Source organism: Maribacter aquivivus (genome assembly GCF_900142175.1).
GTDB lineage: Bacteria > Bacteroidota > Bacteroidia > Flavobacteriales > Flavobacteriaceae > Maribacter > Maribacter aquivivus.
Map to the genome: position 1 here is coordinate 1,115,756 of NZ_FQZX01000001.1, position 15,950 is coordinate 1,131,705.

15 protein-coding genes are annotated in these 15,950 nt (G+C 34.8%); 10 read left to right on the forward strand and 5 right to left on the reverse strand.

All coding sequences use genetic code 11. From position 1 onward, the window contains the following. Nucleotides 1-51: 51 nt before the first annotated feature. The 4 genes from BUC31_RS04820 (at nt 52) to BUC31_RS04835 (ending at nt 4,042) form a co-directional block, all read left to right on the forward strand. Nucleotides 52-1,044, forward strand: coding sequence for a sugar phosphate isomerase/epimerase family protein (locus BUC31_RS04820; RefSeq protein ID WP_073241760.1), 993 nt, complete (start codon nt 52-54; stop codon nt 1,042-1,044). Between the two features lie 15 nt (nt 1,045-1,059). After that, nucleotides 1,060-1,503, forward strand: coding sequence for a DinB family protein (locus BUC31_RS04825; RefSeq protein ID WP_073241762.1), 444 nt, complete (start codon nt 1,060-1,062; stop codon nt 1,501-1,503). Beyond that, a complete protein-coding gene (locus BUC31_RS04830) occupies nt 1,504-2,733 on the forward strand; it encodes a nucleoside permease (RefSeq protein WP_073241764.1) in 1,230 nt (409 codons plus the stop codon). 169 nt (nt 2,734-2,902) lie between these two features. Then, nucleotides 2,903-4,042: a Gfo/Idh/MocA family protein gene (locus tag BUC31_RS04835; RefSeq protein ID WP_073241766.1), complete on the forward strand. Its 1,140-nt coding sequence runs from the start codon at nt 2,903-2,905 to the stop codon at nt 4,040-4,042. Between the two features lie 69 nt (nt 4,043-4,111). Here the strand turns inward: BUC31_RS04835 and BUC31_RS04840 are convergent, their stop codons facing one another. Next, entirely contained in the window at nt 4,112-4,573 is a 462-nt protein-coding gene (locus BUC31_RS04840; protein ID WP_073241767.1) for an ASCH domain-containing protein, read from the reverse strand. A 64-nt stretch (nt 4,574-4,637) separates the two neighbouring features. Beyond that, nucleotides 4,638-6,341, reverse strand: coding sequence for a GMC oxidoreductase (locus BUC31_RS04845; RefSeq protein WP_139251893.1), 1,704 nt, complete (start codon nt 6,339-6,341; stop codon nt 4,638-4,640). Between the two features lie 161 nt (nt 6,342-6,502). Between BUC31_RS04845 and BUC31_RS04850 the strand changes: the two genes are divergently transcribed. The 6 genes from BUC31_RS04850 (at nt 6,503) to nadD (ending at nt 11,308) form a co-directional block, all read left to right on the forward strand. Further along, nucleotides 6,503-7,555 carry a sugar phosphate isomerase/epimerase family protein gene (locus BUC31_RS04850; protein ID WP_073241770.1) on the forward strand — a complete coding sequence of 351 codons (1,053 nt, stop codon included), beginning with the start codon at nt 6,503-6,505 and terminating at the stop codon, nt 7,553-7,555. A gap of 12 nt (nt 7,556-7,567) precedes the next feature. Then, nucleotides 7,568-8,308, forward strand: coding sequence for a 3-keto-disaccharide hydrolase (locus BUC31_RS04855; RefSeq protein ID WP_073241772.1), 741 nt, complete (start codon nt 7,568-7,570; stop codon nt 8,306-8,308). Between the two features lie 12 nt (nt 8,309-8,320). Continuing rightward, the gene (locus BUC31_RS04860) at nt 8,321-9,145 is read left to right on the forward strand and encodes a 3-keto-disaccharide hydrolase (protein ID WP_073243765.1); all 825 of its coding nucleotides are present in this window, start codon (nt 8,321-8,323) and stop codon (nt 9,143-9,145) included. Nucleotides 9,146-9,277: 132 nt separating this feature from the next. Beyond that, nucleotides 9,278-10,135, forward strand: coding sequence for a YicC/YloC family endoribonuclease (locus tag BUC31_RS04865; RefSeq protein ID WP_073241774.1), 858 nt, complete (start codon nt 9,278-9,280; stop codon nt 10,133-10,135). Next, nucleotides 10,136-10,717 (forward strand): guanylate kinase, encoded by a 582-nt coding sequence (gmk, locus tag BUC31_RS04870; protein ID WP_073241776.1) that lies wholly within the window; start codon nt 10,136-10,138, stop codon nt 10,715-10,717. Nucleotides 10,718-10,723: 6 nt separating this feature from the next. Further along, nucleotides 10,724-11,308: a nicotinate (nicotinamide) nucleotide adenylyltransferase gene (gene nadD, locus BUC31_RS04875; protein WP_073241778.1), complete on the forward strand. Its 585-nt coding sequence runs from the start codon at nt 10,724-10,726 to the stop codon at nt 11,306-11,308. Here the strand turns inward: nadD and BUC31_RS04880 are convergent. The 3 genes from BUC31_RS04880 to BUC31_RS04890 form a co-directional block, all read right to left on the reverse strand. Beyond that, entirely contained in the window at nt 11,305-12,048 is a 744-nt protein-coding gene (locus BUC31_RS04880; protein WP_317614941.1) for a DUF6503 family protein, read from the reverse strand. The two genes, nadD and BUC31_RS04880, sit on opposite strands and share 4 nt — an antisense overlap. Before the next feature lie 30 nt (nt 12,049-12,078). Next, nucleotides 12,079-14,382 carry an inorganic phosphate transporter gene (locus BUC31_RS04885; protein WP_073241782.1) on the reverse strand — a complete coding sequence of 768 codons (2,304 nt, stop codon included), beginning with the start codon at nt 14,380-14,382 and terminating at the stop codon, nt 12,079-12,081. 73 nt (nt 14,383-14,455) lie between these two features. Continuing rightward, nucleotides 14,456-15,658 carry a porin gene (locus BUC31_RS04890; RefSeq protein WP_073241784.1) on the reverse strand — a complete coding sequence of 401 codons (1,203 nt, stop codon included), beginning with the start codon at nt 15,656-15,658 and terminating at the stop codon, nt 14,456-14,458. Nucleotides 15,659-15,950: the final 292 nt, after the last annotated feature.

Below are 15,950 nucleotides of genomic sequence, written 5' to 3' on the forward strand. Positions count from 1 at the left end.
TTTAACGTCAACTGTTAGGGTTATATTTCAAACAACAACAAACTACCAAAAATGAAAAGAAAAAGTTTTATTCGAATGGCCTCTATTGTAGGTATTGGAATCTCGTTATTAGGAACTTACGCGTGTAAGGAAACTAAAAAAGAAAAAGTGGAAAATTCTGAAGTCGTAGCAAAAGACAGTAATGTTGAGCCTTTTTTTAAATTATCTCTAGCACAATGGTCAATGCATAAAATGATCAGAGAAGATGGTGTTGATCCATATACTTTTGCTGAAAAAGCTAAAAATTGGGGATTTACAGGATTAGAATATGTAAGTCAGCTATATAATCCTGAATTAGAAGAAGCAGGTTATTCTGAGGAGGCTATGGCAAATTTTGTGGCAAAATCTAATGCAGAGGCTGAGAAATACGGAATGAAGAACGTGTTGATCATGATCGATGGTCAAGGTAATTTAGCGGTTAATGACGAAGCTGAAAGAAACGAGACGGTAGAGAAGCATAAAAAATGGGTAGATGCGGCAGCAGCTATGGGTTGCCATGCTATTAGAGTTAACCTTAATGGTAGTAGCGTGCCAGAAGAATGGATCAAGAATTCTGTTGACGGACTTACCAAATTAGCGACTTATGCAAAAACTAAGAATATTAATGTATTGGTAGAGAATCATGGCGGATTATCATCTAACGGAGAGTTGCATGCTCAGGTGATGAAAACTGTAAATATGGATAACTGTGGAAGCTTACCTGATTTTGGGAATTTCTGTATAGAGCGTAAGCCTGATAGTTGGGATTGCTTAAAGGAGTATGATAAATACAAAGGTGTTAAAGAATTAATGCCATATGCCAAGGCAGTAAGTGCAAAATCTAACAATTTTGATGCTGACGGATATGATACTGGTATCGACTATGTACAAATGCTAAAAATTGTAAAAGAAGAAGGATATACCGGGTTTATTGGAGTAGAATACGAAGGTTCTGAAATTAGTGAAGAAGCAGGTATAATTGCTACTAGAGATCTTTTGTTGAAAGCAGCAAAAGAAATAGAATAATCAAGAGTATGATTTATGGAGACTTTTTTTAATGAAATATTCGATTATAATTTTCACTGCAACAAGAAACTTATAGAACAGTGTTTGGCACTAAATGCAGTACCGCCAGAAACCATGCGTCTATTTAGCCATATATTAAATGCGCATCATCTTTGGAACGCGAGAGTTTTAAATAAACCTAGTGAATACGAAGTTTGGCAAGAACATGATGTAAAAAACTGGGCAGATATTCATTATGAAAATCAACGTAGTTCGTTCGAGATAGTCACTAATGCAGATAATTTTGATAAGCGTATAGATTATGAGAATACCGAAGGGCGATTGTTTACCAATACCTTGCAGGATATTCTTTTTCATATCATCAATCATTCTACAAGTCATAGAGGGCAAATTGCTGTAGATTTTAGAAATAATGATGAAAAACCTATAAGCTCAGATTATGTTTATTACAAAAGATAAATGAAAAATAAAGTCAGAGCGCAGCTTTGCTTCATGATGTTTTTAGAATTTTTTATTTGGGGTGCATGGTTCGTAACTCTAGGTACATTTTTAGGAAATAATTTAAAAGCAACAGACGGTGAAATAGCATTGGCATTTTCAACACAATCATGGGGAGCTATCATTGCTCCCTTTGTTATTGGGATTATAGCCGACAGATATTTTAATGCTGAGAAAATCTTAGGGATTTTACATCTTCTAGGCGCAGTTCTTATGTATTTTATGTACCAAAGTAGTGTCTTCGATGATTTCTATATTTTGGTATTAGCATATATGATTTTATATATGCCAACCTTAGCATTGGTTAATTCGGTTTCTTTTAATCAAATGAAAAATCCGGCCAAGGAGTTTTCTATGGTTAGGGTATTTGGAACTGCAGGTTGGATTATTGCCGGACTCTCTATCAGCTACGTTTTTAGCTGGGATCAAGGTGAAAATATTGGGCAGGGTTTATTGAAAAATACTTTTTTAATGACTGCAATTGCTTCATTAGTTTTAGGAGTATTCAGTTTTACTTTACCTAAAACACCACCTAAAGCAGCTAGTTCAGAAAAACTAGGATTGAAAGAAATTTTAGGTTTAGATTCTTTGAGTTTATTTAAGGATAAGAATTTTTTAATATTCTTTGTTTCTTCGGTATTAATATGTATTCCTTTGGCCTTCTATTATCAAAATGCAAATCCTTTTCTAGTAGAAATTGGCATGGATAACCCTACGGGTAAAATGACATTGGGTCAAATATCTGAAATTGCCTTTATGTTATTGTTGCCCTATTTCTTTACTAAGTTCGGATTTAAGAAAACTATTTTAGTGGCTATGGTAGCTTGGGTAGTGCGTTATTTATTATTTGCGTTTGGGGATGTTGAAGAACTTGGTTTCATGTTGATAGTAGGTATTGCGCTACATGGAATATGTTATGATTTTTTCTTTGTATCAGGGCAAATCTATACCGATAGTAAAGCAGGTGAAAAGTTCAAAAGCTCAGCACAAGGTCTTATAACTTTAGCAACCTATGGTGTGGGTATGTTAATAGGGTTTTGGGTCGCTGGAAAAATATCAACAGCTTATCTATTAGAAGACGGTAAGCACATTTGGGAAACCATTTGGATGTATCCGGCTGGTTTTGCATTGGCTGTATTTATTTTGTTCGCCATTTTCTTTAAAACCGAGAAAATAGAATATCAGTCTTAGATAAATTCTTTAATTTAAACGCCTGAAAATTGTTTCTTACCCAGTGGTGCAGTTATTTTTAATGCCTCAATTCGGTAAGCAGTTTTCGAATTGGAACAACAATGTAAATCTGAAGGGATTTTAAACAATACTATTTTCAATAAAAACAACAACAAAAACAACAACAAAAATGCCAAAGAAAATACGATTAGGAATACTAGGTGGAGGAGGAGATTCGCTGATAGGTGTGTTACATAGAGTAGCCTCTTTTATCAATGATAATTATCAAATTACGGGAGCTGTTTTTAATCCTGATTTTGATGCTAGCATGGCTTTTGCCAAGGAGATAGATGTGCCTTTAAATAGAATTTATAAGGATTTTGATACTTTAATAGAAGAAGAATTAAAACTACCAGAAGATGAACGTATTCAAGTATGTTCTGTACTAACACCTAATTTTTTGCATTACCCAATGGCTAAAAAGTTGTTGGATAATGGTTTCCACGTTATTTGTGAAAAACCGATGACCACTACTTTAGATGAAGCAAAAGATTTGCAGAAATCTCATGAAAAAGCGGGTACTGTTTTCGCTTTAACGCATACTTATACAGGTTACCCAATGGTACGCCAAATGCGCGAAATGATCAAATCTGGAGCTTTAGGTAAAATTCATAAAGTTGATGCAGTTTACTATCAAGGTTGGATCAATACTATTATTCATGATAAAGAGAAAAGATCTTCTGTTTGGAGATTAGACCCTAAGAAAGCTGGTATAAGCTCATGTATGGGAGATATAGGTGTTCATGCCTTTAATCTTGTAGAGTATACTACAGGTCTTAAGATTAATGAACTACTGTGCGACTTTAATTATCTTTATGAAGATAACCAGATGGATGTTGATGGTACCGTTCTTATACGTATGGGAGATCATGTTAAAGGAGTAATTAGAGGTAGCCAAGTAGCTACTGGTGAAGAAAACGGACTTGCCATTTCAATCTACGGAGAGAAAGGTGCTTTTCGTTGGGAGCAAGAACGCCCTAACTTTTTATATAAATTAAGTGATACTGAGCCAACGCAAATATATAAGCCAGGTCATGCTTATAATTCAGAGCTGTCTTTAGACGGAACCAAATTGCCAGCTGGTCACCCAGAAGGTATTTTTGATTCTATGGCTAACATTTATAAAGGTGTGGCAAAAGCAATTAGAGGTCAAGAGTATAACGATGGTGAATTCCCAACTATGACAGATGGTGTTCGTGGTATGAATTTTATTGAAGCAACCGTAGATTCTCATAAAAGCGGAAATACTTGGGTAGCTTTAGAAAACTAAAGTAAGTATTAAGTATAAAAAAGAGCCGCAATTTGCGGCTCTTTTTGTTTTATAAACTTTAAATGATAATTAAGAATTTACCACTTTAAAATGTTGGCACACGACAATCATACTTTCTCTTGGTTCTCTTTTGAATTCTTGTAATTCTCTAGTAAAAAAATCCCAATGATACTTTTTCCAACTGTCTAATGATTTGTCTCCATTTGCTTCTAATTGAGCATAAGTCGAATCAATACTAAAATACGGTTTAATAGAAACGGCGGTGGTAGCAACAATACATTGTGCTTCACCACTCCAATTTGTGACTACAATATAATCTCCTATTTTGGGTAAAGGTTCATTACGGTTTTGTAAACCTAGTAAAGAATGTGAAATTGCCTTTTTAGCTCCGCTCTGTATTAATCTAGCGTTTTCATTGGCATCTTGTTCATTGTCGCCAAAATAGATCGTTTTAGGTGTCTCGTGAAAGACATCTTCGAGATGATTTTTTAAATAATCACCCCACATATTTCTGGCTGAAGCATTTTCCATAAGTTGTTATTTTCTTTAAGCTATAGGATTTAATAAACGTTATAGTTGGTAATTAATTTTAATGTCAAGCAAATTTACCTGCTTTTAATTGTTCGGCTGCATGATTTGCTGCTCTTGCCGTAAAAGCCATATAGGTTAATGACGGATTTACACAGCTAGATGATGACATAAACGCACCATCTGTCACATACACATTCGGTACTAAATGTACTTGATTATTTTTATTTATAATTGAAGTCTTTGCACTGTGCCCCATTCTTGCACCGCCCATTTCATGAATACCTAAGCCTGGTCCGCTAGGTTCATCATAAGAAGAAACATCTTTAAAGCCGGCTTCTTTGAACATTGTTACAATTTCTTTTTTGATGTCTTCGCGCATTTTATACTCGTTCTCTTTAAATTCAACATCAAAAGCCAATTGCGGTAAACCCCATTTGTCTTTTTCGGTAGGGCTAAGAGTAACTCGGTTATCGTCATATGGTAAGAACTCGCCAAACCCCGTTACACCTATCGTCCAGCTACCTGGTTTTAGTACAGATTCTTTTAGCTCTTTTCCGTAACCTAGTTCACCAATTTCCTTAGACCAATCTCCTCTACTTGCAGTACCTTGGTAACCGAAGCCACGTAAATATCCTTCACGTTTTGTTTTCTTGTTCAAGTTTACAAAACGAGGTATATAGAATCCGTTTGCACGTCTGCCTTTATAATACTTGTCTAAGTAACCATCAACTTTAGCAGTTGCTCCAAGTTTGTAATGGTGGTCCATAATACCTCTTCCTAATGCATCAGAATCATTACCCAATCCGTTAGGGAAACGCTCAGATTTAGATTGTAATAAAATACCCACTGATGCCATGGCCGATGCGCATAAAAAAATCACCTTTGCCTTAAATTCTATTTTCTCATTGGTTTCAGCATCAATAATTCTTACACCTGTTGCTTTTTTTGTGGTATCATCATAGATGATTTCATGTACAATCGAATTTGGTCTTAAAGTCATATTGCCGGTACGTTCAGCAGCCGGTAAGGTAGATGAGTTACTGCTGAAATAACCGCCAAATGGGCATCCTCGCCAGCAACGGTCTCTATTTTGGCATGTACCGCGACCTTCAAAAGTTGCATTAGGGTCTGTAATGTGTGCTGTTCTACCAATAGTTACCAATCTACCATCATCAAACTTATTGGCAGTTGTTTTTTTAAAATCCTCCTCAACACAATTCAATTTCATAGCGGGTTGAAATATGCCATCAGGCAATACTTCTAAACCTAATTTTTCGCCACTTACCCCAATATATTTTTCAACTTTATCGTACCAAGGTGAAATATCTTTATATCTAACAGGCCAGTCTACACCAACCCCATCTTTTTTATTCGCTTCAAAATCAATATCGCTCCAGCGGTAACTTTGTCGTCCCCAAGTAAGTGATCTACCACCAACTTGATATCCACGTATCCAATCAAAACGTTTTGTTTCTACATATGGGTGGTCAAGATCGTTCACAAAAAAGTGCTTTGAATCCTCTGTCGGAGCCCAGTTTACACGTTTTTGTACGTGATATTTTTTCTCATCCTCCTTAGATAATTTACCTTTTAAAGGATAATCCCATGGGTCATCGTTCATCGTAGGATAATCTACTACATGCTTTACCATTGGACCGCGTTCCAAAACAAGTGTTTTTAAGCCGTTCTCTGTTAATTCCTTAGCAGCCCAGCCACCACTTATTCCTGTTCCAACAACAATTGCGTCGAATATTTCATCTTGATTCATGCTTGAAATTTTATCTTTTTCTGATGGTAATCCCTATATTTATAGCAAATCTCCAAAGTATTGAGAAGAACCTGATACAATTCTTAAATATAAGATTTTTTGAGAGATGTGACAGCTCAAATTCAACAACAAATTCAAACAACAACAGATAGTATATTTTTATGAAAACAATCAAAGGACCAGCCGTATTCTTGGCACAGTTTGTAGACAGTAAAGCTCCATTTAATTCCTTGGACGGAATGTGTAAATGGGCTGCTGATCTAGGATATAAAGGAATTCAAATTCCGACGTGGGAAACTTTTTTAATTGATTTGGATAAAGCAGCTGAAAGTCAGACATACTGCGACGAGCTAAAAGCCAAAGTAAACTCTTACGGACTAGAAATTACGGAACTTTCTACTCACCTACAAGGGCAATTGGTTGCTGTAAACCCAGCATATGATTTAATGTTCGATTCTTTTGCTCCTAAAAATGTTCATGGAAATCCAAAAGCAAGAACAGAATGGGCAATAGAAACTGTAAAGAAAGCAGCAACTGCTAGTAGAAGATTAGGGTTAAATGCACACGCAACTTTTTCTGGTTCATTATTATGGCACACTATGCACCCTTGGCCACAAAGACCAGCTGGTTTAGTGGAAATGGGTTTTGAAGAATTAGCAAAGAGATGGACACCGATTTTAAATCATTTTGATAAAGAAGGTGTTGATGTATGTTATGAAATTCACCCTGGTGAAGATTTACATGATGGAGATACTTTTGAGCGTTTTCTAGAAGCTACTGGTAATCATAAAAGAGTAAATATACTTTATGATCCAAGCCATTTTGTATTGCAACAGTTAGACTATATCACGTACATAGATCATTATCATGAGTTTATAAAATCTTTTCACGTGAAGGATTCTGAGTTTAATCCTACAGGTAAAAAAGGTGCTTTTGGTGGTTATAATGATTGGGGCGATAGAGCCGGTAGATACCGTTCATTAGGTGATGGTCAAATAGATTTCAAAACCATATTTTCTAAACTAACACAATACGGTTGCGATGTTTGGGCGGTTATGGAATGGGAATGTTGTATTAAGAGTCCGGAGCAAGGTGCTCGCGAAGGAGCAAAATTCATTTCTGACCATATTATTGAAGCGACTGAAAAGACTTTTGATGATTTTGCAGGTGCTGAAATTGACAAGGATATGTTGAAGAAAATGTTAGGACTTTAAAATAGAGCACAAATGAAGAAAGTTATAGCTAGTGTAGCTTGTTTATTGGTATTCGTTGCATGTAAACAAGAGAAAAAAGAAACAACGCAAACCGCCGTTGTTGAAGAAGTAGCGGTTGTTGAAAATGATTGGGAAGTCTTATTCGATGGTTCATCATTAGATCAATGGAAAGAGTTTAAAACTGACGGAGTAAGTGATGCTTGGAAGATTGAAGGTGACGCTTTAGTTTATACGCCTCCTGTTGAAGGTGAAGAGTCTACAAACCATGACCTTGTAACAAGACAAGAATATACCAATTTTGTATTGAGCTTAGATTGGAAAATATCTGAAGCTGGTAACAGTGGTGTGTTTTGGGGTGTAAGTGAAGATGAAAAATTTGGAACAGGCTATCAAACTGGTCCAGAGATTCAAATTTTAGATAATGAAAAACACCCAGATGCTAAAGCAGGTACAACGCATCAAGCTGGTGCTTTGTATGATATGGTTTCACCAGCTACAGATGTTACTAATCCTGTTGGGGAGTGGAACACTATGGTAATTACTGTAGATCACAATGCACATATAGGTAGTGTTACTTTAAACGGTACTGTAATGGTAACTTTCCCTGTAGCTAACGAAGAATGGGATGCTATGGTTGCAAAATCTAAATTTGCTGGTTGGGACGGATTCGGAAAATATACTACAGGTAAAATCGGATTACAAGACCACAGTAACATAGTCGCTTTTAGAAACATAAAAATTAAACAACTTTAATTGCATTCAGGTATGAAAAATAGATACTCATTAGTACTGTTAGCTGCTTCTTTGGGAGTAATATCTTGTCAAGAAAAAGTAACGGTAGATGCTGATAGTCGCATTAAAGCGGTGAAAGATAGTGTAATCGTTTATGAAGAATACATGGGCGAAGAACCAACTACCCCTGAGGGTACTGAGTTTTATGAGCCTAAAGTTGCTGTTGTTAAACCTGCAACTACTAATTCTGCCCCAAGTGATGCCATTGTACTTTTTAATGGTGCGGGCTTAGAGAATTGGATCAGTACAAATGATAGTACAGCTGCCAAATGGCATTTGAATAAAGATGGGAGTATGACGGTAAATGACAAAACCGGAAACATACAGACCAAGCAGAATTTTGGTGACGTTCAGTTGCATATTGAATGGAAATCTCCACTGCCAGTGCAGAGAGATAATCAGAATAGAGCAAATAGCGGTGTATTTCTAAATGGAATATATGAAGTTCAAATTTTGGATCAAAATGATAATCCAACGTATGTAAATGGTCAAGTTGGATCTATTTACAAACAGCATGTGCCTTTAGCTATGGCTTCTGTACCAACGGGTGATTGGAATACATATGATATTATTTACCATGCGCCAGTATTTAATGTTGATGGCGGAAAAATAAAATCAGGTGATATTACTGTAATCCATAACGGAATTTTGGTTCAAGATCATGTGGAGCTTAAAGGTACGACCCCTTATATAGGCTGGCCTAAAAACCCAGCTCATGGTAAAGGACCATTAATGTTGCAAGATCACGGCGACGATAGTCGTGTTAGCTTTAGAAATATTTGGGTTAGAGAACTTTAATATTTTATCAGTTAGAATTTAAGGAGTAAACAAGATATTTTTCTGTTTGCTCCTTTATTAATTACGTAAGGTGAGATGATTATCGTTGAAATTTTCATTTACCTTACCTTTGTCTTAATCTAAAATGTATTTATGATTCAATCAATGACCGGCTTTGGAAAGCATGTAGTTCAATTACCTAATAAAAAGATTACGGTAGAAATAAAATCGCTTAATAGTAAGAGCATTGATTTAAATGCACGTATGCCTTCTAGTTATCGCGAAAAGGAATTAGAACTAAGAAAATTGGTCGCTAATTCATTGCTTCGTGGTAAAGTAGATTTTAATTTGTATGTAGAGCTTACTGGTGATACTACTTCAACTCAAGTAAACGAAGTTGCTGTAAAACAATATATGAATCAGTTAAAAAACATTGCCGATGGCGATGATTTAAGATTGTTAGAAATGGCATTGCGTTTTCCTGATGCTATGAAGACCGATAAGGAAGATATAGATGAATCTGAATATGAGGCTATCAAAGAAGCATTACAAGGTGCTTTGGTAGAAATCAATGAGTTTAGATCTGAAGAGGGTAGTGTATTAGAAAAAGATTTTCTTGACAGAATAACATCGTTGAAGAATTTGTTAGATGAGGTTATAAGCATTGATCCTGATAGACAAGCTACTATTCGTGAACGCCTAGAAAAAGCGGTACAAGATTTAAAAGCAGATGTAGATGAAAACAGATTTGAGCAAGAACTTATTTACTATTTAGAGAAATATGATATTACTGAAGAAAAGGTGCGCTTAGCAAATCATTTAGATTACTTCAGTAAAACATTACAGTCAGACGATAGTAATGGTAAAAAATTAGGCTTTATTTCTCAAGAAATTGGTCGTGAGATTAATACGATCGGTTCTAAAGCAAACTTTGCGCCAATGCAACAAATTGTTGTGCAAATGAAAGATGAGTTAGAAAAGATTAAAGAACAAATGTTAAACGTATTATAGATGAAAGGTGGTAAGCTAATCATTTTTTCTGCACCATCAGGAAGTGGGAAAACAACCATTGTACGCCATTTATTGGCACAACCAGAATTAAATTTGGCTTTTTCTGTATCTGCAACTTCACGACCAAGAAGAGGTAAAGAGAAGAATAAAGAACATTATTATTTCATGTCGGTTTCTGAATTTAAAAATCATATCAAGAATGATGATTTTTTAGAGTGGGAAGAAGTTTACCGAGATAATTTTTACGGTACTTTAAAAAGTGAAGTTGAAAGACTTTGGGCAGAAGGCAAGAATGTCATTTTTGATATTGACGTAGTTGGTGGTTTAAGAATTAAAAAGAAGTTTCCTGATCAGACCTTGGCTGTTTTTGTAAAGCCACCAAGTGTTGATGAACTTAAAATTAGACTTAAAAAGCGAAGTACCGAAAGCGAAGACAAAATAAACATGCGTATCGCCAAGGCTTCTGTAGAATTGGCAACAGCACCACAGTTCGATAAGATTATTAAGAATTATGATCTTGATGTTGCATTACAAGAGGCTATAGATTTGGTTGCCGATTTCGTTTCAGAGGATAAAGAATAAGTACGTATGAAAAAGGTAGGATTATACTTTGGTACCTTTAACCCTATTCACATTGGTCATTTGGTCATAGCGAACCATATGGTAGAGTTTTCAGACTTAGATGAGGTTTGGTTTGTAGTAACGCCTCAAAGTCCGTTTAAGACCAAGAAAACGCTTCTAGACAATCACCAAAGATTTGAAATGGTGTATGAAGCTACTAAAGAATATTCGAAGTTAAAGCCAAGTAATATAGAGTTCAATCTTCCACAACCAAATTACACGATAAATACGCTTGTTCATTTAGGGGAGAAATACCCGCAAGGATATGATTTCTCTTTGATAATGGGGGAGGATAACTTAAAAGGACTTCATAAATGGAAGAACTATGAAGCCATCTTAGACCTTCATCATTTGTATGTATATCCAAGAATATCTGAAGGAGTAATAGAGCATCAATTTAAGGAGCATGAAAAGATTCATCGTGTAAATGCCCCTATCATGGAAATCTCTTCCACTTTTATCAGAAGAGAGCATAAAAATGGTAAAAATATCAAGCCTTTATTGCCGCCAGAAGTGTGGAAGTATATGGATGAAATGAATTTTTATCGCTAGTCTATAGTATTCGCTTTGCGAAGATTATCTGTAGCTAAAAATACATCGCCTTTGTTGTAATACCACTTACGTACTTTAGGTATCTTAATTCCGTTTACGGTTATCATCTCAGAAAGTAGAATGTATTCTCCGTCATTTTTACTTTCATCATGAAAGAACTGATAAACCTCCATCGCATAGGTCTTAGGATCGAAATAGAAATACCAGGTATCATTACCTACTTCTTTTTCATAGGTAGCTTTTAATACTAAATATTCTTTTCCTTTAAATGTCTTTTTGATCACCTTGTCAGCTATCAATGTCCCTGGGTCTTTTAATTTCATAGGAAGCCCATATAGATACGTATAGTAGTTCTTCATCATTTTTGCACGATCACAACTAATGTTCATGCTATCTTTTATCTTCGGATAAATAGACGTACTGCCATTTAATTTTAAGGTACACTCACCATTATCTAATTCAGATTCAACCGTATAATTGTCTTTAGTAACGGTAGTTTTGAAATAATTGTCAGGTAATTTCATTTCAACGACCGTAGTACGCGGGCTACCCTTAGGGTTTTCCATTTCTATAAGCATTTTACCTTTGAAGGTAGCCCAATTGTCTTCTGGGTCATGAAATGCTATGGCTTTTTCAAGAAGTTGTTGACCGCTAATTTCTTGTGCAAAAACAAAAGTATTAGCTAATAGTGCTAAGAATAAAAAAAAGTACCTCATCATCATTTTAATTTGTGATGACAAGGTACTTATTATTTAAGATTTTAAAAACAGTTACTGTTTTTTAGGCTGATCTATTGTAGCTGGTGTTATTGAACCATCGTGTTCATTATGGTATTGCTGCAATAAGTTCATTGTAGAAGTTATTAAATCTTTTGTTTCTAAAAGCAAAGAAAAGTAAAGGGTTGTGTTTTTAGGACTAGACTCTTCTGTTCTTGTTCTTGCTATCTGTGTCTGAATTTTATCAGAAACCATTGTGAATAAATCTTCTTTCTGATCTAAAACTAAACCTATTTGTTCGAAAGATTGATTAGCAAATGCTGTTTGCGTCTGATTTAAAATTTCTTCTAACTTTAAATCAATTTGTTTCAGCTCTTTTATTTGGTTGTATTTTAACTTTTTGTGATTGTTATGTACATGCTTATGGCTAACCTTACCAATGTACTCCAGTGATTGAGCAATATCAGTTAAGTATCCAAGAGCATTAATGTAGAAGTTACTGGCACCAACACTATTTTCATCTAAATTTTTAATAAAGTAAAAGATATGGTCGCGTAGATCATCAATCTCATTTGAAAGTTTCTCGCCTTGTTTTTTATTCTTTTTTAATAAATTAACATCTTGTTTAGCAAGACCATTAATTGAGTTTGTGTAAATTTTATTTGTTCTTTTAAGAACATTTGAAATGTTTTGAGCACTTTCAATAATTACACCTTGTATAGAGCTACTTTCAGCTCTGTTTAAAGAATCTTCAGCACGTAATTCTTTTGCCTTTTTATTGTGTGAAATATAGTTTCTAGTAAGTAGTAATATCGCAAGAAGTAAAAGTATTGCTATCGCCGCACCTTTACCAAAACTAATTAAAGACAATATAACTCCAGATGCTATAAAGGCAATTATTGCTGTACCGAACCAGCCGCCAATAACATTTAGTACTCCTGCAACTCTATACACTGCGCTTTCAGCACCCCAAGCCCTATCAGCTAAAGATGTACCCATTGCAACCATAAAAGTTACATACGTAGTTGATAATGGTAATTTATATGATGTAGCAATAGATATTAAAATACCTGCAACCATAAGGTTTACTGCAGCACGAACCATGTCAAAGGCAGGTAGTTCATGAACCTTATTTTGAGACAAAGCAATTACAGGTTTATTAAATTGATTGTCAATTTTATCTTGAAGAGATTTTGGTGTAATTGTGGTAATTAACTCAGAAGCTGATATTGCAAACCGTACTAAGCCTCTTGAAAGAAAGTTAGGTTGAAACCTTTCTTTGGTATCTTCTTGACTTGATAAATCTAAAGACGTTTTTACTACTCTTTTAGCCTTGCTTGAAAACCAAAGCGTAAGAACCATTATCATACCCGCTATAAATAATAACAATGTAGGTGTAGGTACTTTTTTTGCTAAGATACCCATGCTAAATTCTGATGCAGCTACACCAGATGCCATCCATGCTTCATATGATTGCCATGCAGCAATTGGTACTCCAATAAAATTAACCAAATCATTACCTGCAAAGGCTAGGGCCAACGCAAACGTACCTACTCCGATGATTAATCTATAGATATTTATTTTAGCAAATTTCATTAATAGAAAAGATACTCCTGACCAAACTATAAAGTTTAGAAGTACTAAGATGGCTACTTTTGTTTCTAATAATTCTTTAATTGTAATACCACCAATTATATCAAAGCTTTCGCCCGCAAAAGTTGTTCCGCCTATACCTTTCATTAGTATGAAATAGGTTATAGATGATAAAGCAAATCCCCCAAAAAGAGCTCCTACCCATGTTGGTTTTTGCTCAAATTTATATGATAAAAGTAATCTCGAAACCCATTGAACCAAAGCACCAATAGAAAATGCTACGACTACAGAGAGTAATATTCCAAATATAATTTGAATGGCTTTATCGTTATTGATGTAATTGAATACATCAGTAAAACTTCCATTATCTGCTCCAATTTTAATTAACGACATGGCTACAGCTGCACCTAAAAGCTCAAAAACTATTGAAACAGTTGTCGATGTTGGCATACCAAGGGTATTAAAGAAATCTAGCAGTAATATGTCAGTGATCATAACTGCCATAAAAATGAACATGATCTCATCAAAATAAAATTCACTTGGATTAAAAATTCCTTTTCTCGCAACCTCCATCATACCGCTAGAAAAAAGTGCTCCTGCAGCGATACCAAAACTGGCAACGATCATTATTGTTTTAAATGAAATGGCTTTTGAACCAATTGCTGAATTTAAAAAATTCACAGCATCATTACTTACACCCACAACAAGATCTGCTACAGCCAAAATGGCAAGTGCGATAAGCATTAAAAAATAAATATTGTCCATATTTTATTACTCTAAGAATTTGCAAATATCATTATCGAAAACTGCGGTAATGTTACGTAAAGGTTATTATTTGTTAAAAATGAATATCTACTTGTAATCTATACATTAATCCATCCAGACCAGCATCTTCAGAAAGGTAGCTTAAGTCTGTTTGTACTTTTAATTTATGACCAACTATGTATTTTGAAAGTCCCATTGTGTATTGTGATTGCGGATTTCTACTTATTATTTCTTGATCAAGTTTAATATTTGTGAAACGACCAGAAACCTCCCAGTTATTTTTAAATAAATATCCTGTTTGCAGATTTATTCCATCTCCTACTTGTACTTCATCACCGGTAAGTGAACCATCTGAATTTATAGCAATAGCGTTATTGGCAGTTCTATGAGCATATTCACCCATAAATGAAAAACCTTTGTATTTGAACAAGGTATCTATAAACAACGTATTAATATCAGTTTCGAAAAAACCAGTGTCAGTAACCATATAGGATCCTTGATTACTTCTTGTTTTTACTGCATTTTGATTGCTGTCAAAAGTAGCGGCAATCATTAATTTTGGTGTTTGTTCTCTCTTCTGATCACTTCCTTTATACTCACCTTTACTTAAAAATTTTCCAAAAGGTAATAATTCTAAACGAGTCGTATATTGGTGACCACCTAAATTACCTGTTGTTATGTTTCTTCCTTCTCCTTGAGAGAGTGCAAAAATTTCCCTTACCAAAAATTTATCTGATAAATAGATATGGTGCCTTAACTGAAAACCCATGTCCCTGTCAATGGTAAACGTACTATTTAACAACGAGCGGTCTACCTGCATTAAGTTACCAGATGAAATTACACGTTCTATATTTCCTGGTAACTTGGTTTGCCCAAACCATAGCACAAAATTTTGATAAAAATTCCACTTTACTACGGCATCCAAAATATATCGTGGTGCGTTACTAGTAAATTCTGAAGCACCTGAAATATCTCGGTTCGAAAGTCCGAGCTCTATTTTATATATTAATTTAGGGGAATAGGCAAAGCCATCAAACTTAAGTCTTGCCCTTCTTACTAGAAAATTTTGTTCGGGGTTGGTTAAGCTACCATCAATTGCATCCCAATTGCTTGTTGCAAGTATTTGCATTCTGGCACCTACCTTCATAGTCCAGGAGCTGTCTTTTCCAACTAGGTTTAATAAGCCTTTACCAAATGAGGGAGCGTTTGTTTCTTGGCTTAAAGCACCAAATGAAAAGATTAAAAATAGGCATACCAAAGGGAAGCTGATTTTCATCAAGTTATTAGTTTTTGTCGACTGCAAAAGTCTTGAATGTAAGTTAAATTAATGTATACTTAATATTAATTTTTAATATAATTGGTTAATACTGATTACTAGGTAGATATTTTTTGTGTGAATTTTTACAACAAAAAAAAGCCACCTTAGAAAAGGTAGCTTTAAGATTTCAAAACTTAGTCGACAAAAACTAATAGTGAGAGAAATCTGATTGTCTAATGATGCTGACAAAAATCACAATTATTCATTGTTTAAATGTCATGCTAACATTAAGTAATGTTTAATTTTTTTA

Excerpts from the sequence above, each read along its gene's own strand:
- BUC31_RS04820 (WP_073241760.1), top strand. The coding sequence starts at position 52 with ATGAAAAGAAAAAGTTTTATTCGAATGGCCTCTATTGTAGGTATTGGA.
- BUC31_RS04885 (WP_073241782.1), bottom strand. The coding sequence starts at position 14,382 with ATGGACAATATTTATTTTTTAATGCTTATCGCACTTGCCATTTTGGCT.
- BUC31_RS04840 (WP_073241767.1), bottom strand. The coding sequence starts at position 4,573 with ATGGAAAATGCTTCAGCCAGAAATATGTGGGGTGATTATTTAAAAAAT.
- BUC31_RS04855 (WP_073241772.1), top strand. The coding sequence starts at position 7,568 with ATGAAGAAAGTTATAGCTAGTGTAGCTTGTTTATTGGTATTCGTTGCA.
- BUC31_RS04860 (WP_073243765.1), top strand. The coding sequence starts at position 8,321 with ATGAAAAATAGATACTCATTAGTACTGTTAGCTGCTTCTTTGGGAGTA.
- nadD (WP_073241778.1), top strand. The coding sequence starts at position 10,724 with ATGAAAAAGGTAGGATTATACTTTGGTACCTTTAACCCTATTCACATT.
- BUC31_RS04865 (WP_073241774.1), top strand. The coding sequence starts at position 9,278 with ATGATTCAATCAATGACCGGCTTTGGAAAGCATGTAGTTCAATTACCT.
- BUC31_RS04850 (WP_073241770.1), top strand. The coding sequence starts at position 6,503 with ATGAAAACAATCAAAGGACCAGCCGTATTCTTGGCACAGTTTGTAGAC.
- BUC31_RS04845 (WP_139251893.1), bottom strand. The coding sequence starts at position 6,341 with ATGAATCAAGATGAAATATTCGACGCAATTGTTGTTGGAACAGGAATA.
- BUC31_RS04825 (WP_073241762.1), top strand. The coding sequence starts at position 1,060 with ATGGAGACTTTTTTTAATGAAATATTCGATTATAATTTTCACTGCAAC.
- BUC31_RS04830 (WP_073241764.1), top strand. The coding sequence starts at position 1,504 with ATGAAAAATAAAGTCAGAGCGCAGCTTTGCTTCATGATGTTTTTAGAA.
- BUC31_RS04890 (WP_073241784.1), bottom strand. The coding sequence starts at position 15,658 with ATGAAAATCAGCTTCCCTTTGGTATGCCTATTTTTAATCTTTTCATTT.
- BUC31_RS04835 (WP_073241766.1), top strand. The coding sequence starts at position 2,903 with ATGCCAAAGAAAATACGATTAGGAATACTAGGTGGAGGAGGAGATTCG.
- gmk (WP_073241776.1), top strand. The coding sequence starts at position 10,136 with ATGAAAGGTGGTAAGCTAATCATTTTTTCTGCACCATCAGGAAGTGGG.